General features: G+C 69.2%; 22 protein-coding genes and 5 pseudogenes. 15 read left to right on the plus strand and 12 right to left on the minus strand.

Annotated elements, in window-relative coordinates:
* The 3 genes from ADL29_RS07510 to ADL29_RS07520 all read left to right on the plus strand — a co-directional run.
* The coding region (locus ADL29_RS07510; protein WP_157878414.1) for a DUF4097 family beta strand repeat-containing protein at positions 1 to 420 on the plus strand (420 nt) is incomplete at its 5' end.
* A 233-nt stretch (positions 421 to 653) separates the two neighbouring features.
* On the plus strand, positions 654 to 1,895 hold the full coding sequence (locus tag ADL29_RS07515) for a serine hydrolase domain-containing protein (protein WP_053922933.1): 1,242 nt from the start codon (positions 654 to 656) through the stop codon (positions 1,893 to 1,895).
* Positions 1,896 to 2,322: 427 nt separating this feature from the next.
* A complete protein-coding gene (locus ADL29_RS07520; protein ID WP_053922934.1) occupies positions 2,323 to 2,541 on the plus strand; it encodes an EF-hand domain-containing protein in 219 nt (72 codons plus the stop codon).
* Between the two features lie 284 nt (positions 2,542 to 2,825).
* Here the strand turns inward: ADL29_RS07520 and ADL29_RS07525 are convergent, their stop codons facing one another.
* Positions 2,826 to 3,071, minus strand: a complete 246-nt coding sequence (locus tag ADL29_RS07525; protein WP_053922935.1) for a hypothetical protein — start codon at positions 3,069 to 3,071, stop codon at positions 2,826 to 2,828.
* Positions 3,072 to 3,201: 130 nt separating this feature from the next.
* Here ADL29_RS07525 and ADL29_RS07530 point away from each other — a divergent pair, with 130 nt between their 5' ends.
* Positions 3,202 to 3,456 carry a hypothetical protein gene (locus tag ADL29_RS07530; RefSeq protein WP_053922936.1) on the plus strand — a complete coding sequence of 85 codons (255 nt, stop codon included), beginning with the start codon at positions 3,202 to 3,204 and terminating at the stop codon, positions 3,454 to 3,456.
* 40 nt (positions 3,457 to 3,496) lie between these two features.
* Here the strand turns inward: ADL29_RS07530 and ADL29_RS07535 are convergent, their stop codons facing one another.
* A complete protein-coding gene (locus tag ADL29_RS07535; RefSeq protein WP_063788410.1) occupies positions 3,497 to 3,736 on the minus strand; it encodes a hypothetical protein in 240 nt (79 codons plus the stop codon).
* A gap of 185 nt (positions 3,737 to 3,921) precedes the next feature.
* Here ADL29_RS07535 and ADL29_RS07540 point away from each other — a divergent pair, with 185 nt between their 5' ends.
* Complete coding sequence (locus ADL29_RS07540) at positions 3,922 to 4,806, plus strand: alpha/beta fold hydrolase (RefSeq protein ID WP_053922937.1); 885 nt, start codon at positions 3,922 to 3,924, stop codon at positions 4,804 to 4,806.
* Positions 4,807 to 4,828: 22 nt separating this feature from the next.
* Here the strand turns inward: ADL29_RS07540 and ADL29_RS07545 are convergent, their stop codons facing one another.
* The 3 genes and pseudogenes from ADL29_RS07545 to ADL29_RS44965 all read right to left on the minus strand — a co-directional run.
* Complete coding sequence (locus tag ADL29_RS07545) at positions 4,829 to 5,284, minus strand: hypothetical protein (RefSeq protein ID WP_157878415.1); 456 nt, start codon at positions 5,282 to 5,284, stop codon at positions 4,829 to 4,831.
* Positions 5,281 to 5,814: an RNA polymerase sigma factor gene (locus ADL29_RS07550; protein ID WP_046925076.1), complete on the minus strand. Its 534-nt coding sequence runs from the start codon at positions 5,812 to 5,814 to the stop codon at positions 5,281 to 5,283. Before ADL29_RS07550 ends, ADL29_RS07545 begins: the two co-directional genes overlap by 4 nt.
* A gap of 254 nt (positions 5,815 to 6,068) precedes the next feature.
* A pseudogene (locus ADL29_RS44965) lies at positions 6,069 to 6,203 on the minus strand (DUF4442 domain-containing protein); the annotation flags it as partial.
* 3 nt (positions 6,204 to 6,206) lie between these two features.
* On the opposite strand from ADL29_RS44965, the pseudogene ADL29_RS46800 reads away from it, so the two are divergent.
* A pseudogene (locus tag ADL29_RS46800) lies at positions 6,207 to 6,323 on the plus strand (ATP-binding protein); the annotation flags it as partial.
* A 119-nt stretch (positions 6,324 to 6,442) separates the two neighbouring features.
* Here ADL29_RS46800 and ADL29_RS07560 read toward each other — a convergent pair.
* A complete protein-coding gene (locus tag ADL29_RS07560) occupies positions 6,443 to 7,264 on the minus strand; it encodes an alpha/beta fold hydrolase (protein WP_053922940.1) in 822 nt (273 codons plus the stop codon).
* A 1,117-nt stretch (positions 7,265 to 8,381) separates the two neighbouring features.
* On the opposite strand from ADL29_RS07560, the gene ADL29_RS07565 reads away from it, so the two are divergent.
* From ADL29_RS07565 to ADL29_RS07580, 4 genes are all read left to right on the plus strand, one after another.
* Positions 8,382 to 8,741: a hypothetical protein gene (locus ADL29_RS07565; RefSeq protein WP_157878416.1), complete on the plus strand. Its 360-nt coding sequence runs from the start codon at positions 8,382 to 8,384 to the stop codon at positions 8,739 to 8,741.
* 94 nt (positions 8,742 to 8,835) lie between these two features.
* Complete coding sequence (locus ADL29_RS07570; RefSeq protein ID WP_053922942.1) at positions 8,836 to 9,507, plus strand: ABC transporter ATP-binding protein; 672 nt, start codon at positions 8,836 to 8,838, stop codon at positions 9,505 to 9,507.
* Positions 9,504 to 11,690, plus strand: a complete 2,187-nt coding sequence (locus ADL29_RS07575; RefSeq protein WP_063788411.1) for a hypothetical protein — start codon at positions 9,504 to 9,506, stop codon at positions 11,688 to 11,690. Before ADL29_RS07570 ends, ADL29_RS07575 begins: the two co-directional genes overlap by 4 nt.
* A 493-nt stretch (positions 11,691 to 12,183) precedes the next feature.
* The gene (locus tag ADL29_RS07580) at positions 12,184 to 13,326 is read left to right on the plus strand and encodes a hypothetical protein (RefSeq protein WP_245689212.1); all 1,143 of its coding nucleotides are present in this window, start codon (positions 12,184 to 12,186) and stop codon (positions 13,324 to 13,326) included.
* A 66-nt stretch (positions 13,327 to 13,392) separates the two neighbouring features.
* On the opposite strand, the pseudogene ADL29_RS42400 reads toward ADL29_RS07580, so the two are convergent.
* Positions 13,393 to 13,536 (minus strand): annotated as a pseudogene (locus tag ADL29_RS42400) (IS5/IS1182 family transposase); the annotation flags it as partial.
* 181 nt (positions 13,537 to 13,717) lie between these two features.
* On the opposite strand from ADL29_RS42400, the gene ADL29_RS07585 reads away from it, so the two are divergent.
* A complete protein-coding gene (locus tag ADL29_RS07585) occupies positions 13,718 to 14,257 on the plus strand; it encodes a hypothetical protein (RefSeq protein ID WP_053922945.1) in 540 nt (179 codons plus the stop codon).
* A 33-nt stretch (positions 14,258 to 14,290) separates the two neighbouring features.
* Here ADL29_RS07585 and ADL29_RS43355 read toward each other — a convergent pair whose 3' ends face one another.
* A complete protein-coding gene (locus ADL29_RS43355) occupies positions 14,291 to 14,464 on the minus strand; it encodes a hypothetical protein (protein ID WP_157878417.1) in 174 nt (57 codons plus the stop codon).
* An 11-nt stretch (positions 14,465 to 14,475) separates the two neighbouring features.
* On the opposite strand from ADL29_RS43355, the pseudogene ADL29_RS42405 reads away from it, so the two are divergent.
* Positions 14,476 to 14,583 (plus strand): annotated as a pseudogene (locus ADL29_RS42405) (IS5/IS1182 family transposase); the annotation flags it as partial.
* Here ADL29_RS42405 and ADL29_RS44970 read toward each other — a convergent pair.
* The 4 genes and pseudogenes from ADL29_RS44970 to ADL29_RS07600 form a co-directional block, all read right to left on the minus strand.
* A pseudogene (locus ADL29_RS44970) lies at positions 14,570 to 14,677 on the minus strand (IS5 family transposase); the annotation flags it as partial. The pseudogenes ADL29_RS42405 and ADL29_RS44970 sit on opposite strands and share 14 nt — an antisense overlap.
* A 124-nt stretch (positions 14,678 to 14,801) precedes the next feature.
* Complete coding sequence (locus ADL29_RS07590; protein WP_053922946.1) at positions 14,802 to 15,035, minus strand: helix-turn-helix domain-containing protein; 234 nt, start codon at positions 15,033 to 15,035, stop codon at positions 14,802 to 14,804.
* A complete protein-coding gene (locus ADL29_RS07595; RefSeq protein ID WP_053922947.1) occupies positions 15,035 to 15,619 on the minus strand; it encodes a DUF2975 domain-containing protein in 585 nt (194 codons plus the stop codon). The genes ADL29_RS07590 and ADL29_RS07595 overlap by 1 nt, the downstream gene beginning before the upstream one ends.
* Before the next feature lie 394 nt (positions 15,620 to 16,013).
* Positions 16,014 to 16,913, minus strand: a complete 900-nt coding sequence (locus ADL29_RS07600) for a bifunctional helix-turn-helix transcriptional regulator/GNAT family N-acetyltransferase (RefSeq protein WP_053922948.1) — start codon at positions 16,911 to 16,913, stop codon at positions 16,014 to 16,016.
* A gap of 268 nt (positions 16,914 to 17,181) precedes the next feature.
* Between ADL29_RS07600 and ADL29_RS07605 the strand changes: the two genes are divergently transcribed.
* The 3 genes from ADL29_RS07605 to ADL29_RS07615 are packed head-to-tail and all read left to right on the plus strand — an operon-like array spanning position 17,182 to position 19,629.
* The gene (locus ADL29_RS07605) at positions 17,182 to 17,757 is read left to right on the plus strand and encodes a hypothetical protein (protein ID WP_053922949.1); all 576 of its coding nucleotides are present in this window, start codon (positions 17,182 to 17,184) and stop codon (positions 17,755 to 17,757) included.
* A gap of 37 nt (positions 17,758 to 17,794) precedes the next feature.
* Entirely contained in the window at positions 17,795 to 18,967 is a 1,173-nt protein-coding gene (locus ADL29_RS07610) for a sensor histidine kinase (RefSeq protein WP_053922950.1), read from the plus strand.
* Positions 18,964 to 19,629, plus strand: a complete 666-nt coding sequence (locus tag ADL29_RS07615; RefSeq protein ID WP_053922951.1) for a response regulator — start codon at positions 18,964 to 18,966, stop codon at positions 19,627 to 19,629. The genes ADL29_RS07610 and ADL29_RS07615 overlap by 4 nt, the downstream gene beginning before the upstream one ends.
* Positions 19,630 to 19,720: the final 91 nt, after the last annotated feature.

Genomic DNA, 19,720 nt, shown 5'->3' on the forward strand with positions numbered 1-19,720 from the left:
GTCAAGCTGCCCGCCGGTTCCCACATCGACGCCAGGGCGGCCAGCGCCGAACTCCGGACGGTCGGCCGCCTCGGCGACGTCGTCTTCGAAGGCGCGTACCGTCAGGTCAAGCTGGACGAGGCCGCGAGCCTCCGCCTCACCGCGGTCGACGGCGACGTCGAGGTCGGCCGGCTGGGTGGGGCCGCGGAGATCAGCACCGCAAGGGGCGACATCCGGATCACCGAGGCCATGGGCGGCAAGGTTGTGCTCAGCACCCAGTCCGGCGACATCACCGTCGGCGCCGCCGCCGGCGTCTCGGCCGCCCTGGACGCCGGTACCGGCCACGGCCGGATCCACAACGCCCTCAAGAACGATGGCACCGCCGATCTCGACATCCGTGCCACCACCCCCCACGGCGACATCACCGCCCGCAGCCTCTGATCCGCTCCCTGCAAGGAGCACCCTCAACGCCCCCGGCCATCGGGCCGAACGCGAACTCGCGAACGCCGTGGACGCCGCGCCGGGGAGGCGTCCCGCACGGCGAACGCAGCACGGCGACCGCCCTGGATGCGCGCAGCCATCGCCCGGGACGCGCCCGGCGGCAGCCACACCTCACCGCGACAACCACCCAGCCAGCCACTCACTCAGACACACCCCACAAGGAGCACACAGCCATGTCCCCCAACCTCACCGGCCGGCACAGCGACTTCTCCGAAACAGGGCTGCGCAGAATCCGCGACGTGCTGGCACGGCATGTGGAGTCCGGAAAGATTCCCGGACTCGTCGCCCTGCTCAGCCGGGGCGGTGAGACGCACATCGAAGCGGTCGGGACCATGCGCCACGACGGTGGCGCGCCGATGCGCCGGGACACCATCTTCCGGATGGCCTCGACGACCAAGCCGGTCACGATGGCGGCGGCGATGATCCTGCTGGACGAGTGCCGGCTGCGTCTGGACGACCCGGTGGAGCCGTGGCTGCCCGAACTCGCCGACCGGCAGGTGCTCAAGCGGATCGACGGCCCGCTGGACGACACCGTGCCGGCGCGGCGGCCGATCACCGTACGGGACCTGCTGACCTCCACCTTCGGGCTCGGCATGGATCTGACGGCGCTGGGCACCCCGATCATGGACGCGGTCTTCGAGCGGGGGATCTTCAGCCAGAGCGCGACAGCGCTGCCCGAGCCGGACGAGTGGATGCGCCGCCTGGGCACGCTGCCACTGATGCACCAGCCCGGAGAGCACTGGCAGTACCAGATCAGCCACGATGTGCTCGGCGTGCTCGTCGCCCGGGTCACGGGGCAATCGTTCGAGACGTTCCTGGGCGAGCGGGTCCTGGAACCGCTGGGGATGAAGGACACCGGTTTCCATGTGCCCGCCGGCAAGATCGACCGGCTGCCGCCCTGCTACACGCCGAACCCGCAGACCGGGGAGTTCACCGTCTGGGACGAGGCGGTGGGCGGGCAGTACAGCGCGCCTCCGGCGTTCCAGTCAGGCGGCGGCGGTCTCGTCTCCACCGTCGACGACTACCACGCCTACTTCCGGATGCTGCTCAATGGCGGGATGCACGAGGGCGAACGGATCCTGTCCCGGCCCGCCGTCGAGCTGATGACCACCAACCGCCTCACCCCCGAGCAGAACGCCGCCCGCACCACCATGGCCCGTAACAACGTCCATGTGGGCTTCGGCCAAGGGCAGCACGGCGGCTGGGGCATGGGGATGGCGGTGCGCACCTACCGCGGCGACTACGCGCCCATAGGCCAGTTCGGCTGGGACGGCGGCACCGGCACCTCGACCTACGCCGACCCCCACCACCAACTCACCGGAATCCTGCTCACCCAGGTTGGGATGTCCACCCCGGATTCGGCGCGGGCCATCCACGACTTCTGGACCACGCTCTACCAGGCCATCGACGACTGACACCGCGCCCAGGCCCCCGTGCGTCGGCTATCGTCCGAGCCCGCTTGACCGGCTCGGGCCGCAGCTGGGCGATCTCGGGCGGGGAGACGGTCGCCACGCGGGGAGAACGGGAAGTCGAGCAGCGTGTCAGCGTCCATCATGTTCTCCTCCGACGGAGGCGATGGCGGCAAGGCCCTGGGTTGCGGGAAGCGCGCGGACCAGGGCCCTGCGCGTACAGCAGCCAGGCATCGGCAGCAGCTGGTGCTAACAGTGCGGCGATGACGGAACACCGAGGCGATCCCGGGACTCATGCCTTCGGAAGCGGGAGTTGCGGGTGTTGGAGAGAGCTCGGCCCGCAACGGCTGGGCAGGACGGGCGCGCGCGTGTTGCTTTGGGCGGACGGATAGTCTGGGCCGCCGTCAGTGAAGATCGCAGAAGGGCGGAGCACATGGCAGACATCGTGGAGACGGCGGCGCGGAAGGTCTTCGAGCGCTACGACGTCGACGGGGACGGCCAGGTCACGGCGGAGGAATACCGGAAGGTCGTGGCGGAGTTGGAGGGTTCGCGGATCACTGAGTCGCAGGCCCAGGAGCTGATCGACTCGCTCGACACCAACGGCGACCGCCAGATGTCCTTCGAGGAGTTCTGGGCAGCCATGAATGGCTGACACTGCCGGGTCCGGCGCGTGACACTGCCGGACCGCGCTGATCCGCCGGCACTCCGATGAGGGGCGTCAGCACGAGGTTGCCGAAGGCGTTGACGTGAGGGTTCGCGCCGCATGGCAAAGGCCGTCGTCTCTCTGCATCGAGTGCGGGGGAGCCTGGCGAGTGGGGTGGGCTGCGCTGCTGCCGTCCCACCCCGGCCGTCCTTTGGTGCCCTCCGACAGCGTCCTCCGATAGTGCCCTCGGAGCTGGTACGCGTCAGCCGCCGATGTCGAATTCCACGGCGTGCTCACCGAGCTCCACGCGGTCCTTGCCGGTGTAGTTGCGGCCGTCGGTGGTTCCTGCCGCCGGTCTTCACGCCCGTGACGGTGACGCGGTAGGTGCCCATGGGAAGGTCCTCGAACTCCCGGACCGCGACCAGGTCGTACGGGACGGTTTTCCCGGCCACCGCGATGTCCTCGGTGGCGACGACTGCGCCGTCGGGCCCGGTAAGCGTGATGGTGATGTTCACGGTGGGCTCGAAGCCCTTGGCCACCCCGGACTTCTCCGCATCCGTTCGTTGAAGGCGGGGTAGCCGAGGGCACGGAACGGAAGGACGCGGAAGCCACGTCGACGTACGGCGCCGCAGGCTCGCCGTAATCGGCGGATCGGGGAAGGAGCAACAGGTGGCACTGCCGTGGCGACAGGACGAGGGGTGGCGACGCCGCTACCCGCAGCCGGGCCCCGACTGGACACAGGGCATGCCGCAGGGGCCGACGGATCCGCTCACGCCGATGGGGCGGATCGACCAGTACGGCAGGATGGGGAGCGCGCTGCGCGGTGGCTATCTCGCGTCCTGGCAGCGCAAGGTGATCCTCGGGTTTGTGATCGGGGCCGTAGCCGTCACCGTGGTGTCGTTGTTGCTGGTGTTCTTCGGCTGAGCGCAGGGAGCGACAGCAGGCTGACGGATCCCGTCGGCACTCACGAACCTCCGATGTCCCTCCGACTGGACACCGCATGCCGTGCGATCGTCGACAGGGTCAGCTCCCGCTCCTTCTCGATGACGAGCCAGCCCTTGTCAAGGAGGGACTGGAGGGGAGGGCGAACCTCGTCGCCCAGCTCCTCCGCCAGGTCGTCATCCGTAGGGGAGTGGCCTGTTTGAAGGAGGGCGGCCACGTGGAAGACGAGTGCTTCCTCCTCCGCGGTGATGTCGAAGTCCATGAGGCGAAGTATGCGCGCCCTCGTTCGCGGCATGCCGGCATCTGACCCGGGGCAGCCGTGGACGACGGAAATCGCCTGGTCGAGATCTGGACGTACGTGCACACAAACACGAGGGAACTTTTGCCGGACCGTGCGCCTCCTGGCGGGGTGAACGCGACTTCTCGTACTGGCGAAGGGACTCCCTCATGACCAACAGCGACCGCCCCATGCCCCCGCTGGAAGGGGCCGAGCACCGGTGGGTGACGGTCCGCGGCGCCCGGCTGCACATCGCCGAGTCCGGCAGCGGCAAACAGCCCGTCGTGCTGCTGCACGGTTTCCCGCAGCACTGGTACGCGTGGCGCGCACTCGTCCCGCTGCTGGCCGACGGCCACCGGCTGATCTGCGTCGATCTGCGCGGCTTCGGCTGGTCGGAGCAGACCAAGCGCGGTTACGACACGGACGGACTCGGCGACGACATCCTCGCGCTGCTGGACGCGCTCGGCCTCGACCGGGTGACCCTGGTCGGACACAACTGGGGTGCCGGGGTGGGCTTCCGGCTGTGCCAGCGGGCACCGGAGCGGTTCCGCGCCTTCCTGGCGCTGAACATGGCGCACCCGTGGACGCGCCACCGCGACGTCCTGCCGAATCTGTGGCGGATGTGGTTCACCGCCTTCATCGAGTACCCGGTACTCGGACGGCTCGTCCTGCGGCACTGGCCGGCCTTCACCCGGTATCTGCTGCGACGCGCGGTCGCCGATCCGGCGGCGTGGCGGGACGCCGATCTTGCGGAGTTCACCGAGGCGGCACAGGCCTCGGCCCATGCCGGGCAGGCGATGTTCTGGCAGTACGTCGTGCGGGACATTCCGGCGGGCTTCCGGGGCACCCACCGCCGACGGCAGCTCGCCGTCCCGACGCTGGTCCTGGGCGGTGAGCACGACCCGGTGATCCCGCCCGCCCTGCTGCGCGGCGGCGATCCGAACGCGGACGATCTGACCGTACGGGTCGTGCCGGGGGCCGGGCACCACCTGCACGAGGAGCGGCCGGAGTTGGTGGCCGAGACCCTGCGGGAGCTCATCGCCAGGACCGGATGAATCGCCAGGACCGGATGAGGGGTCAGCGCAGGGCGGCGCGTCGCTCCACCTCGCGGAAGAAGGCGCGAGTGCGGCGTGCGCCGAGCAGACGGCGGTACACGCGCTGCACGGGGCCGAGGGCGGCGGGCCGCGCCGCGCCGCAGACGGCGAGCCGCGTCCCGGTGCCGTCCGGCGCCGCGGCCATTCCCATCGTCACCAGCCGGGACTGCATCAGGCACCACCCGGGGCTCAGCCGTACGTCGAACGGCCCGCGCAGGCCGAGTACGTCCACGGCCTGCGCCGCTTTGCGCTCGCTGTCGCCGGGCGGGACCCTGAACTCCCGGACGAAGGAGATCAGATGGGGCAGCTCGCCCTCCAGGTCGGCGATGACCGCCCACACCTGGTCGAAGGGCAGAGCGATCCGTGCCTCGGCGTACAGGGGGGCGCGCAGTCCAGCGGCCAAGACGCGCAGCCGGGCGACCGTATCGGGTGCGTTCACCGTGTCCATGCCTTCCGGAAGGAGGAACGGGCCCTGTTCAGCCGTGACTTCACGGTGCCCTCGGGTACGCCGAGCAGCTCGGCCGTCGACCGCTCGTCCAGGCCTTCCAGTTCTCGCAGTACCAGTACGGTGCGGTGCTGAACGGGCAGTCGGGCCAGCAAGTCCCGGACTTCCGTGGTCAGTTCATTGCCGACGCCGGGCAGCAGGTCCCGCAGCCGGGCGATCTCCTCGGGGTCGGCGGGCGTCTCGCCTGCGGTACGCCGCGCCACCCGGACGGCCTCCCGCACGGTGACCGCTCGCACCCACCCGTAGAACGCCTGCGGATCCCGCAGTCCGCGCAGCCCCCGGAACACCGCGAGAAGGGATTCCTGTACGGCGTCCGCGGTGTCGGCCGGGGCAATCGGGCTGCACAGCCGGGTGACGTACGGCGTCACCAGCTTCAGCAGGTCATCCATGGCGAGGGCGTCGCCACACCGCGCGGCCCGTACGAGCGGCGCCGCCGCGTCCCAGGGCCGCACGTCGTCATCCATCGCCGCACACCGTATACGTAGCGCCTCGGACGGGGCGGCGCAGGGCGGGTCTCTCGCTCGTTCACTGCCTGTCGGTCACAGGACGAGGTACTCGCGGAGCTTGCCGCGGACGTGGGGTCGCTTGTCGCCGTTGGGGAGCCGCCCGCGCAGGGAGCAGCAATTCCTGCGTGAGCTGTAGGCCTGTGTCGCCGCCGAGCCGATCGGGCCGGGCGCGTGGCTGCCCGCCGTTGCCTGGGGACGGCAATGACTGCGGCTCACTGCTCGGGTCTGTTCACGCGGATCAGCGTCTGTTGGCCGGTGGCGACGAGTTTTCGCCGGCCGTCCTGGACGCCGAACACCTCCAGCTGGCACACGGTCAGGGTGCGTCCGGACTTCAGGACGGTTCCGACCGGCACCCGCGCCAGGCCCGCACCACGGACGAAGGTGGCCGTGGCCTCTTCCTGGTTGCCCAGCTCGCCCAGCTCGCCCAGCGCTGGGGCACTCGCTACGTACGCGACGGCAAGACGATCTGAGGGAACAGCCGCTGCGTCTTCCCGTGCCGAAGAGTCCCCTCCCCGCGCTGAGTGCGGGAGACGGCTTTCGGCTGCTTGGCTGCTTGGCTATGGGGCGACTTCGCTACGGGCTGTGCTCAGCCGAGGCAGTGGGGCTGGAAGCCTGGATCGGCCGGGCCCGTGCGCTCGAGGGCGCGCTGCACCCACTGGGCGACTACCTGGTCCTTCGTGGCCTGATCGTGCTCGGTCGTGTCGAGCGGGCACTTGTCCTGCAGGAGGACGTTTGTGACGTGGTCTGCCGAGCCGCTCAGGAAGGAGCTGGTGTAGGGCACCACGACCTCGTCGTACTTGGTGGCGAGCTGTGTGTAGTCAGGACCCGCGGGCGCCTCGGGGTTGGCGTTGAGCTTCTGGAGCAGTTCGGAGCCGGTGGTCTGGTCCACGCAGGACGGACAGACGGTCGCTCCGGCCGCGAGGGCCAGCGGGTTCGACGTGCCGTGGTTGGAGGGCACGATCCCGACGAGGTCGTCCACCTTGGTCGCACCGCCGAGGAACTTTATGTAGTAGCGCGGCATCATCCCGCCCTGACTGTGTCCTACGAGGTCCGCCTTCTTCGCTCCGGTCGCGCCGAGTACGGCGTTCACGAAGTCGCGCAGCTCGGCCGCCGAGTCCGGAATGGCGTCGGTGGCGGCATGTCCGTAATTGAAGGCGAATACGCAATAGCCCGCGTTCGCGAGTTGCGGTGAAAGCGTGGCCCAATTCTCGGCCATGGTCTTGAACGTGCCGTTGACCAGCACGACCGGTTCAGGGTGCGCCGAGCTCGGCTTGCACGACCAGTCATTGGCGCCGGCCGGCGGGACATCGGTGACGTCGGCGTGCGCGGTGGCGGCAGTGCCGAGGAGGCCGAGGGCCACCGTGGCGCAGGCGGCGGTAAGGATCTGGAGGCGGGAGCGCAGACGCATGGGCCGAACCTTTCTCATATCGGGCGGCGGCCCGAACCGGGGTCGGCAATGTCGAACGCCGAGCCGTATGCGGAATGGTTACTTCCGCGTTAACAAGCGTCAAGGCTTCTGAATCTGGTGGATGTCACACCGGTAAGCCCTTGCGATGGAGGGCGTGCCGTGTTTTACGCGTATTGCCCGTGTGATTGATCAAGGCGCCTTGATCAAATACCTTGATCGAGACGCCTTGATCGAGACGCCTTGATCGAGACGCCTTGATCGAGACGTCTTGATCGAGACGCCTTGGCCGAGACGCCTTGATCGAATAGGGCGTGGCGTGTCACTCCGGGGCGCCGAATTTCCTCGAAATTTCCGAATCCCCGCCGGTTGACGTCATCCAGCCGTCTCCGGGCTGTGACGAGGCGAACGCGATCCGGTGGCAGCATCGCGACTTCTGTCATTCCGCTCCACGGCAGGTGTCGCACCGCACGTGCGAGTGCGAGGGCCAGGACCCTCGCGCCCGCAATAAGCCAAGCCGCACACGTCGAGGATCGCGCGCCCGTCTCGCCAGGACAGCAGAAGTGCGGGCACACTCGCCGGCCCCTCCACGAAGTCAGGGCTGCGCCATCCCGAAGCACCCGCGGCGAGATGCTGGGTCTTGGCTTGGTATCGGCATCCGCATCGGCATCGGCAATTCGTACGGACATTCCGTACGGACATACGGACACGTTTGGCAACGCTGCTCGTTCAGGCCAAGTACGAGGAGACCTCGCCGTAGCTGACTGGCGAACGGAGTGAATCGCTCCAGGTGGCGGCATGCGCCCAAGAAGGCTGGGCATTCCCTTGCGGGCTCTGGGTCGGAGGAGTCCACCTGTCGCGATCGCGTGACGGTTGGCTTCCCGCCTGCCTGGGGCGGTCGAGGGTGGCCGATGTGGATGTCGGTTGGGAGTGCATTCTTCCGTTTCCTGATTTACGCAGGAGCAAGGTCTGAATCCGGAGAAATATGCCACTCCGCCCATTCGCTGGCTTGAAGATGCCTTCTTCGTCCCTTCGCCGGCTGTAAAGATCGTCAGCATTCATCACCTCACGATCTCCGCCAGTGGGGTAGTGGGGTCTGCACGACAACGGGAGGAGTCTCATGAAGAGAGCCGGCAAGTTAGTGTCACGGGCGGCTGTGGTGATCGCGGGGGTCGCCGTAGCGGCAGGGTCCACTACCGCCTTCGCGGACATGGACCGCTATACGTCCGGTGCGCATTCCTGGCGTACGGGGGGCGGCTATCAGGTCGGCCTGCAGGACACCAAGGGAGACGACAACTCCGTAAAGGCCGAGTACAACCGCAACGGCCATGGCAGTGACGTTTACACGCTGTGGAATCACAGTGGACAGGGCACCAAGGTGTACAGCAACAAGGGCGGCAAGGTGTGGGACATGCGTGTCTGCACCGAAATCGACAAGTGGCCCGACGACTGCTCCAACTGGTGGAGCGACGACCACTGATCCACAACGGCCCGTTGTGACATCGCGCTGCCCGGGAGACTCTTCGCCCCGGGCAGCGCACTGCTGATTTCTCTTCTCCTGAAAGGCCGATGGCGTGTCGGATGCGTTGCCCCTTGAAGTCCGCGAGCTGGGGTACGAGGTCGGGGGCCGACGCCTGCTGGACGGGCTCGAACTCACCGTGAGCGACGGCGAGTCCGTCGCCGTCATGGGACCTTCCGGATCAGGGAAGAGCACGCTTCTCTCGATCCTCCTCGGCCTCGTCCGACCTGATGCAGGATCAGTAGTGGTCGCTGGTCGTGATGTTGTCGCCTTGCGAGGCCGGCGCCTGGCAGAGCACCGCAGAAAGCACATGGGGATGGTCTTCCAGTTCGGGGAGTTGCTGCCTGAGCTTTCTCCGGTGGAGAACGTGGCGTTGGCCGCCCTGCTGGACGGTGTGGACCGTGATCGTGCTTATGGCGACAGCCGGAGGCTCCTGGAGGAACTCGGTGTGCCGGTCACCGAGACGGCGACCAGTGAGCTGTCCGGCGGAGAGCGTCAACGGGTAGCCGTAGCACGGGCGTTGATCGGCAGCCCCGCTCTGCTCCTGGCGGACGAGCCCACTGGGGCACTGGACGAAACGTCGCGCGACCACGTGGCCGAGATGCTGTTCGCCGTACCGGCCGCGCGCGGGTGCGGACTGCTCGTCGTCACCCATGACCCGGCCGTGGCACACCGGGCCGACCGCGTCATGCACGTGGAACAAGGCGTTCTGGTAGGCGCCCGATGAAGCGCGGTCGCATCCGCCATATGCTGCGCATCGGCAGGGCGGCCGGGCGGACCGCCGAAGGCGGCAGGGCCCGCTTCTGGGCGTTGCTGGCCGCTACAGCGATCGTGGCCGTGACGCTCTGCTCGCTGTCTGCCACGGCCGCGACATGGCAGGGCCGTGAGCAGCGCGGGGCGGCGCGGGTACCCGTCCTCGCCGGTCACGGGCAGCAGGGCTCGGCTCTGTGGAGCCGGTATTGGGACGGCTACCAGGGGCGCCAGTTCACCGTGGTCGTCATCGCCCCGTTGACCGCGGATGCGCCCTTGCCGCCCGGAGTGGCGCGCTGGCCAGGACCTGGCGAAGTGTTCCTGTCGCCGGCCCTGGCCGAGGGCCCCACAAGTGAGGACTTCGCCCACCGGTACGGAACCAGCGTCGGCACCATCTCGGCCGAGGGACTGGCATCACCGGGCGAGCGGCTGGCTTACGTCCGCCCCACCACGAAGATGCTGGGCACGGCCCGCATGGAGAAGATCACCGGGTACGGAGGCGCCGGTCCGGCCTTCGGCGACCTGCGGGTCATCGGCCCCCAGTCCTCGATGCTGGCCGTCATCGGCGTACTGCTCGGCCTTCCTGCCCTGGGGCTCGCGGCAGCAGCGGCCAGAATGGGCGCTGCCGGACGGGACCGCCGCGATGCTCTGCTGCACACCCTCGGTGCCGGGCGGGCGGCACGTGCCTGGATGGACATCGGCGCTGCGATCCGGCCCGTCTGCATCGGGGCAGTTGTCGCAGCCCTGGTCACCACCCCCTTCCTGCTGGTAGACGTACAGCTGCCGTGGATCGACTACACGCTGTACGCGCCGGACCTGCGCCGCGTCGGCGTGACGCTGGCGGCTGCCGTTGCCGCTTCCGTGGCGATGATGCTCGGGCTGGTCCTCTTGCTACGGCCCGCCGCCGCGCGCAAGGGGGCATCCACCAGGCCCCGCACAGCAGGCAGCGGTCTCCTGCGCCTCCTGGCCCTGGGATCCTGTCCTGCCTTCCTCGTCCTGGCTCTGACGTCGAAGTCCTTCGGCGCGCAACGCTCCGCGGCGGCTTATCTGTTCGCAGTCGTCGGAGTGTGGGTGACGCTTCCCTGGGTGATCGGCTGGGCCGCGTCCCGCATCAGCCGCCGCGCCTCGAGGTCGCCTCACCACAGCGGCGCCCCCGCGCGCCTGATCGCCGCCCGCACCACCGCAGCCCGGCCTGGAATGGTGGTCCGACTGGTCGCCGCAATGATCATCGCCATCGGCGTCATCGGGCAGACCCAGATCATCACCAGCCTCCTGTTCGCCCGCTCCGGGGACGTGGAACAGCTGAACTCCGCGCAAGGCCGGACCATGGCGCTCGTGCAAACCTCGGCACCGCGACTCACCTATGCCTTTACTGCCGCACTTCCCAAGGGGGCGCACGCGGTCGCCATCGGCACAGGGAACATCCAGTCCGACGGTTCCAGCGCCAGCCGTGTCCTCCAAGCACCGTGCAGCAGCCTCCGTGCCCTGCAGCTGCCCTGCCCTGCCCCCGGGCAAGAGGCCAACGTGCAGTACGGAGCCCTCGACAAACGCCTCAGGGTCTCCGGCTACCAGACCTTCGGCGAAACCCCCGCAGCCGTCCGCACCGGCCCGGTCAGCGCAATCAACTCCGCCGCAGGTCTGCAGGCCGTAGTCTTCACCGACATCGACGAACCCATGGACATCCCGGCTGTCAAACGCGCCGCCCACCTCTACCTGAGCGTGAAAGCCCTCACCGAGCCGGTGGCCGAAGACGGAGCCAAGTCTTTCGCCGTCGGCTACCAGTCCCGCTGGATTCCCTTCCTCGGCACCATCGGCACACTCATTCTGCTCACTGCCATGGCACTCGCCGCGCTCTCAGAATTTCTGCAGTTCTCCCAGACACTCGCCCCGCTCACCGTGCTCACCGGGCGCGGCCAGGTCTTCCACACCACAGCCTTCTGGTGCCTGGGAGCCCCGCTTCTGGGCGCCGGTGCCATCGGCACCTTCGTTCATGTCGTCCTGGTCCAGCCCGTCACCGGAGGAGAAAGCGGAGCAACCCTGTCGTGGAACCTCATCACGGCCGTCCTGACCGCAACGGTCCTCCTTGCCGCAGCCGCAACAGCCGCGGGCGGATTCACGGCCGCACGACGTGCACTGACGTGGCGTCCTCGGGCCGACTGACCCCAAGAGCGGCTGGGGGCGGGGCCGGTAGTCGGCCGGTGCTCGGGTTCGTTGTCGAGGACGACCGGGTGTGCTGTTGGCGGAGCCGAACTCCTGTCCCGTCAGCCCCGGCCGAGACGGTGAACCGCGACTGCGACTCGAAGTTGCCCGGCCCCGAACGCCTGATCCGCCCGGGCCGCGTCCCGCCCCGCCGGCGGGGGCGTCCGTACGGCGGCCGCCTGAGTGTGAGTGGCAGCTGTCGGAGCTGGTCAGTGGCAGCTGTCTGAGCTGCCCGCTTTCTCCGTTCTCCTGCTGCACCAGAGAAGCCGCGAGGCGGCAGTCCCTCCCGGCCGAAGCCGTAGGACGCCCGGCGCGCCCGGGCGGCCCGGCGTCGATGTCGCCCCGAAGTGTCCGGGGCAGCCGATATCGTGCGTATGTGCAGATCTACGGGGCGGATGAACGACCGGGGACCGCGTTGCTACTGGCGGCGGCCCCTGCAGGCAAGGGTGCGCTCGTGGATACGAGCAGGGTGATTCCCGCGCTGGCCGCTGTGGCACCGGCCGCGTGGACCGGCATCGCGGCCACCACCCTCATCGAGCTGGCCGACCCCGCAGACCCGCAGGCCGTGCTGACTCGCATTCGGGGTGCGGCCGCCACGGAGGGCCCGCTCACCGTCGCGCTCGTCGGCCAGTTACAACGTGACCGCAAACAGGGGCAGATCCATCTCGCGCTCGCCCGCACCGCGCCTGCGACGGTTCGCTACACCGGCTTGCCCTGGGCCTGGCTCGTCCAGACGCTGCAGCAGCGCCGCCCCCACACCACCACCGTCTACGCCGACCTGATCGCCGACGCCGAGGTCTGGCAACTGCTCCACGACCAGCCGCTCTCCTTCGGCAACGTCCCGGCGTACGGCGTCATCTCCCCGCCCCCGGGCCGCCGGCGGACCGCCCAGCCGCGCTATGCGCATGCCCTGGCCCAGGTTCTGCGCAGCGGCCACCGCCCCGGCGACGAGGAGCTGCACCACGAGGTTCTCCGCCGCGTCGACATTGCCGAGGGCGCTCTCTTCCTCGGTGCCATGCCGCCCGCGGCCCCCGTGAACGTCCCGCTGCCGCCCAGCAATCCAGCCCCGGGGCCGGTCCCCGCAGTTCCAGCGCCCCTGCCACAGCAGGCACGGCGAGCCGCCTCGCCCGTCCACATGCCCAGCGAAGCCGTGGTCCCCGTCGAGGCCGATCCGCACGAGCGCATCGCTGCCGCGTCGAAGGCCGGCCGCCATGACGAGGCAGCCGAGCTGGCGGCCGCCGCTGAACGGCACGCGGTACAGACGTACGGGGCGGATACGTTCGCGAGCGTCCACTGGGTCGAGGTCCGGGCGTTCCTTGCCACGGTCGCCCAGGACCCGAGCACCAGCTGCCGGTTGTGGCTCCAGGCCGCCGAGACCCGCCTCGACGTCCTGCAGCAGGCCCCTGACGCTCACGACGTCGAGACGAGCGTCGACAGAGCCCATCACCAGTGGCTGCAGCTGCGCGATGCCTCTGCGGCCCGCGCCTTCGCACCCCGGCTCGTCGCCCTGCGCCGCCGGGTGCCGGGCCGTCAGCCGGGCGCCCTCGAATCCATCCGGAAGACGCTGGAGCGGCTCACCACCCCGCCCGCGCAGTGACTGCCCGGGCGCGCCGGCCACCTGCGCGGCGATCCGCCGGCTAAGAGGTGGCGCGGATAGGGGCGGTCATGGTCGGCGGTTCGGGCGTTCGTCCCAGCGGTGAGTTGTCCATGCCCGTCGGATCAGACTGCGCACGGTGATGATCGTGTCGGCGAGGCCGAAGAAGGCGTCGACGACGGTGGCGCGCCGCTCGTAGCAGCGGGCAAGCCGAGCGAGCTGCCGCAGCGTCAGCCGTCGGCTCCGCCGCCTGGGGCTGGGCGGGCGGGAAGGCCAGGTGCTGTGAGTTCGGCGGAGCCGACGGTGGGTTCGCGGTGGCGGGTGCGCAGGGCGGGCAGGGGCGATACCGTCCACCGGACAACCGCTGATCTTTCGACCCGCTTCGGAGTAGCCCGTGAGTGACGCTTACTCTCCCGTTTCGGAACTCAATAGGCTCAAGGAGTTCGATGAGCGATGTGGAAGCGAGTACTACGCCAACGGGTTCGAGCTCGTTGAGTTCGGCAGGCCCAGCGGCGCCGAGACATACTCGGAGGAGCAGGAGTTCGTCGACAGCTTCTTGTGCTTCGCCCGCGCCAACAGATCCGGTTCGGACTATGCGTTCTGGCGCGTCGACGACCGTGAGGACCTGGCCGCTTTGCCCGTGGTGGTTTTCGGAGACGAGGGCGGAATATGTGTCGTCGCCAGCAACCTCCGGGACTTGTTTCGGCAATTGGGATGTGACTGGTGGCAGTGGCCTTCCTGGGAGGCGGCCCAGTTTGTGGAGCCCGACCTTGACGACAAGCCCAGCCCACGCCATGGGGACTATCTCGAATGGCTGAAGGAGAACTTCGGCCTTACCCCACCGGACAATCCCAACGAGCTCCGGGACGTCGCAGAGGCCGAGTTCGGCGCTCTGTTGGAGAGCTGGGTGGATCGCTTCTACCAAGACGAGTAGGAGCTGCGACCTGCGATGCTGGGCAACAGGCCGTCAGTTCCCCATCATGCGGCAGTACTCGGCGAGCGAGGCGACGGCCGCCTCTCCGTCGGCGTCGCCCCTTGCCCAACGGGGCTTGAAGTCGTGCGGATAGGCGCCGTTGGGGACACCGGCAACAGAACGGGCACAGGTCCCGGCGATCAGGGAGTTGCGACGCTCTGTAATCACTGAGGAGACCAGTGCCCGCGCTGCCATCATGGCTCACCGAACCGCCCTGGGAGCAATTCGCGGTCCTGCTGCCAGAGCGGCCGGAATATCACCCGGACCCTCCACTCGGCTGTCACCGCCGATCTTCTTGCTGACGTCGGCACCCTGGTCGCGGGCGGGGACGTTGGTGGAGGCCTTGACGCTCCGCGTGTCGATCACGCACGCGGTCGGCTCGGGACGGCTTTGGGTGATGCACGGGAAGTTAGGTGATGCGCAGGAAGAAGGGCGGAGGACGAGTAGGACAGGGCATTGAGGATCGGCCCGGCCGGCCCCCGGTGAACCTGCTGACGATGACTGGCTAGGCAGGCTCGTCGGGGGCGTGGGTGATCAGGTCTCCCGGCTGACACTGGAGGACATCGCAGATCCTCGACAGGGTCGAGAAGCGGATGGCTTTGGCTCGCCCGTTCTTGAGCACGGACAGGTTGACGACGGTGATGCCCACCTGCGCGGACAGTTCGGTGAGCGTCATGCCACGCTCGGTGAGAATCCGGTCGAGGTGGATCCGGATCGCGTGGAGTTCCTCGTCGGGCATCAGATGGTCCCTTCGAGGTCCTCTCGCATGCGCACGCCCTCGCGCATGATCTTCCCCATGATCACTGCGGCGAGGCCGGCGAGGACGAGCACCAGCGGTCCGGTGGCCGTCGGACCGGAGCCCGCGGACGGTGCCATGCTCCCGACGAGCCAGGACTGCGACCACCCCGCGACGAGGCCGGCCACCGGCGTGCCCACGGTGACGAACCAGCCGAGAACGGAGAGCCGTTGCGACGCCGTGTCGGTGAATGGCCCCTGCAGCTGGACGGCCTTCAGCAGCCGGGAGAAGAGCAGCAGTGCAAGGGAACCGAACAGCAGCCAGGGCAGTTCGCTCCCGAGGTCGGCGGCGCGCTGACCTGCGGAGGGGCTGTCCTGGCAGAGGCGCGTGGCGCTGCTGGACGCTTTCACGCCCTTGCCGATCGGCAGGTTGTCCGCCAGTGAGGCGTTGCGCCAGAAGTCCGTCTGCACGCAGACGGCCGCGTCGTCGAGTGCGTGCGCGACCCCCGTACCGATGAAGGCGAGCCCGCAGAGCACCGCCAGCCCAAAGGTCACCGAGGTCAGGGTCCTCGTGAGTCGCGTGTCCATCGCATGCTCCTATCGATTTTCGATATGCCAAGGCTAGAGGACCATATCGATATTCGACAAGTTCGTGGCGTCGACGAGACCGCCCGGCGGCTGGGAGGTCGGCTTTCGCCTGGGATCGGCTGGTGTGGGCGTCCGAGTCTCTCGGTGATCAGGTGGCCGCGAAGCCCTGCCGTGGGAACGTGGAAAACGGGAACACGGTCGGAGCCGGTGACGGCGGTCCGGGCGACCGTGAGCCTCCGACGTTCTCAGGCGTTCTCAAGGGGTGCCGGTTGGCTGGTGTGGTGCGACTGTCGTCGGGTGATGCGCCTGGTCATGAGCTAGCCGCCGTCGGTGGAAACCCGCTCGAACGGGTTGTCTCCTTGCGTAAAGAGGGGACCTGTCCAGTCCGGATCCCTTACCGCGACGGCGGTCCGGCGATCCGCTTCTCGAACCAATGGTGGGCGTAGGGTTCGTCGTTGAAGGCGGGGACCTCCTGGAAGCCGCAGGAGTGGTACAGGCCGATCGCGGCGCCGAGTGCCTTGTTGGTGTCGAGGCGCAGCACGTCGTGGCCGTGCCGGGCGGCGCGCGCCTCCAGCTCGGCCAGGAATCGGCGGCCGAGGCCGAGCCCGCGGGCGTGGGGAGCGACCCACATGCGTTTGATCTCCGCAGGGGCGTCGGGCGGCAGCTTCAGACCGGCACAGCCGATGGGCTCTGCATGCATCCGGGCAACCAGGAACAGGCCCTGCGGCGGCCGGAGTTCGCTCGCATCGGGCAGCAGGCTTTGCGCGGGATCGAAGCCCGTATCGAAGCGTGCCTGCAGCTCGCTGAAGTAGAACCGCAGGCAGAGCTGGGCATCGGGGTGGCCGGGGTCGACGGTGTCCAGCGTGACCGTCGCAGCGGTCAACAGTCGGTCGACCTCGGCCATCGCCGCGACTAGCCGGGCGCGCTGGGCGGTGTTGAGCGGCTCGAGCAGGGAGCCGGCCAGCTCGTCGCTGCGACCGTCGAGCATGGCGCGCTCCGAACGGCCCGCGTTGGTGAGCCGGACGGTGCGCACCCGCCTGTCGTGCTGCTGTGGCTCCACCGTCACCAGGCCGTCGGTCTCCAGCGAGCGCAGAAGACGGCTGATGTAGCCCGAGTCGAGCCCGAGGCGCTCGCGGAGCCGCCGTACGTCCTGGCCCTGTTCGCCGATCTCCCAGAGCAGCCGGGCCTCGCCGATGGGCCGGTCGCGCCCCAGGTAGTGGTCGTGGAGTACGCCTACGCGTTCGGTGACGGTGCGGTTGAACCGCCGTACCTGGCTGATCTGCGCTGCATCCATTCTCTGACTTTAGTCAGAGAATGTTGTGTGGGGCTAGAGACAGCGCGCAACGAGACGCAGCGCATGTCATCAACGCCCTGGGCAAGCGGCGAGACCCTCAGCAGGCCAGGGCCAGGGCCAGGGCCAGGGCCAGGGAGCTGGCAAAGGGGGGAGGTAGTTCCCCGCCCTACTTCCAGGGCCGTCAGCCTTTCCTCCCTCTCCCGGGGGAAGTCGAAGATGGGTCACGTCGGCGATGCCCAGGACGGCTGCCGCGGCGAGGATCCACCTCATGACCAAAACCATGGCCTTCACCACCGCCCCACTCCTCGTCACCGCCTACGCGGGCTTCCGCGCCCTGGACGGCCTGGACGGCGAGCGCGGTCCGGGTCCGGCCTGGACGGCCGGTCACCTCGCGTTCCTCGCCGCGTTGATCCTGTTCGTCACGGTGTTCCTGGAGCTGCGCCGGCTGGCGGGGCGCGGCCTGTTCGCCACGGCCACGGCCGTCGTCGGCCTCGTCGGTGCCGTCTGCTCCATGGCCCAGATCTCCGTCGACATCGTCGTCGGTGCGCTCGCCGCGGACCACGAGGCCATGCGGGCCATGTTCGCCGACGTCCAGAGCGTCCCCGGGGTGAACCTCGTCGTCTACACCGCGGGACCCGTGCTGCTCTACCTCGGCCTGCTCGTCATGTTCTGCCAACTCGCGCTGGCCCGGGCCGTTCCCGTATGGCGGGCGGTGGCGGTGGTGCTCGCCGTGCTGGTCTCCCTCCTGGGACTGGACGCGCTGCCGGCCGTGGGCCTGTTGCTGTGTGCCGCACTCGTACCGTTCCCCCGTCGCGGCACCTCTCCTGCCACCGCGCACAGTTGAGGGCCGTCGAATGCCCCATGGAAGAATCCGTCCCCTTATGCCCGCGCTGCCCATCTCCCCTTCGCTCCGCCGCCTGGCGAGTTCGCCGTGGTCGGAGGTCACGCTCGCCGTCGTCACCACCGTCGCCCAGATGGCGCCCCTGCTGTTCGAGCACAGCGACAGCGGACGCCCCTGGCACTGGTGGGGATACGTCGTAGCGGTCGGGGCATCGCTTCCCCTCGCGGTGCGGCGGCGCGCGCCGGCATCGGTCCTGCTGGTCTGCGCCGCGTTCGCCGGCCTCTACGACCTCGCCGCCCCGCTCGCTCCCCAGCCGCTCTGGTACGGAACCCTCATCGCGTTGCACGGGATGGCGTCCGTCTCCCCGCCCCGGGTGCGGATACCGGTGTTCCTGGCGATCTGCGCGTGCGGCCTCGCCTCGGTGGGCTCGCCGGACACCGCGACGCGCGGCGTCGTCCTGTACGTCGCCGCGTACGCGCTCGGCCGGGCTTCCGCCGGTTCCCGTGCCGAGGCGGCCGCGCTGGCCGAACGCGCCGCCCGCCTCGAACGCGAACGCCAGGTGGACGAGGAGCGCGCAGCCGAACGCGAACGCGCCCGGATCGCACGGGAGATGCACGACGTGCTGGCCCATTCAATCAGCCTGATGGTCGTCCAGGCCGAGGCCGGACCGGTGGTGCTGGACACGGACCCCACCCGCGCCTCGGCCGCGTTCGGCGCGATCGCCGGCACCGGCCGCGACGCCCTGGAGCAGTTGCGCCGGATGCTGGCCGTCCTCAAGGACGAGGACGATCCGCGCGCCCCGCAGCCGACCATCCACGACCTGCCCGCACTGGTCCGCCAGGTCGCAGGAGCGGGCCTGGAGGTGTTCAGCATCGCTGAGGGCGAGCCACGTCCGGTGCCCGCCGACTGCGGTGCCGCGGCGTACCGGATCGTGCAGGAGGCACTGACCAACGTCGTCAAGCACGCCGGCGCCGAGCGCGCCGAGGTGCGGCTGCGCTGGTGTGACGACGGGCTGGAGATACGCGTCATCGACGACGGCCGCGGCGCGGGGAAAGGCCTTCCGTCCGGCGGGAACGGCCTGATCGGCCTCCGCGAGCGGGCCGCCGCCTGCGGCGGGACCGCGACGACGGGCCCCCGGGAGGACCGCCTCCCGGGATTCGAGGTGAGGGCGCGGCTGCCCCTGGCCGCGCCGGAAGTGAGGGTGGTGGCATGACGATCCGCGTGGTGGTGGCCGACGACCAGGAGCTGGTACGCGCCGGATTCGCCATGATCCTGGCAGCGCAGCCCGACATTGAGGTCGTCGCGGAGAGCGGGGACGGGTTCGAGGCGGTCGGCGCCGCCCGTGCACACCGCCCCGACGTCGTCCTGCTCGACATCCGGATGCCGGGGATGGACGGAATCGAGGCGGCTCGGATCATCTGCGGCGAAACGGACTGCCGGGTGATCATGCTGACCACCTGGGGGCAGGACGACTACCTCTTCGACGCCCTGTGCGCGGGCGCGAGCGGCTTCCTGCTCAAGGATGTCCGGCGGGACGACCTCGTGCACGCGGTGCGCGTGGTCGCGGCGGGTGACTCGCTGCTCGCCCCTTCCGTCACCCGCACCCTGATCGCCGCCTTCACCTCGGGCGCCGCCGTACCGCCGCCGAGGAGCGAACGCCTGGACGTCCTCACCGCCCGCGAGCGCGAGACGATGCGGCTGCTCGGCGCAGGCATGTCCAACGCGGAGATCGCCACGGCGCTGGTGGTGAGCGAGCACACCGTGAAGACGCATGTCAGCAACGTGCTCACCAAGCTGGGACTCCGCGACCGGGCCCAGGCCGTGATCGCCGCCTACGAGACCGGACTGGTGGTTCCCGGGCGACTGGCGAACTGAACCGCGGCGGCGCCCTCGCGGACGGACCGGCACCCTGCAGTGCCACCGCGTGCGCCGACCCTCGGCAGCCTTTGTCGATGGCTCCCGGCAG

It is taken from the genome of Streptomyces chattanoogensis, assembly GCF_001294335.1.
Classification (GTDB): Bacteria; Actinomycetota; Actinomycetes; order Streptomycetales; family Streptomycetaceae; genus Streptomyces; species Streptomyces chattanoogensis.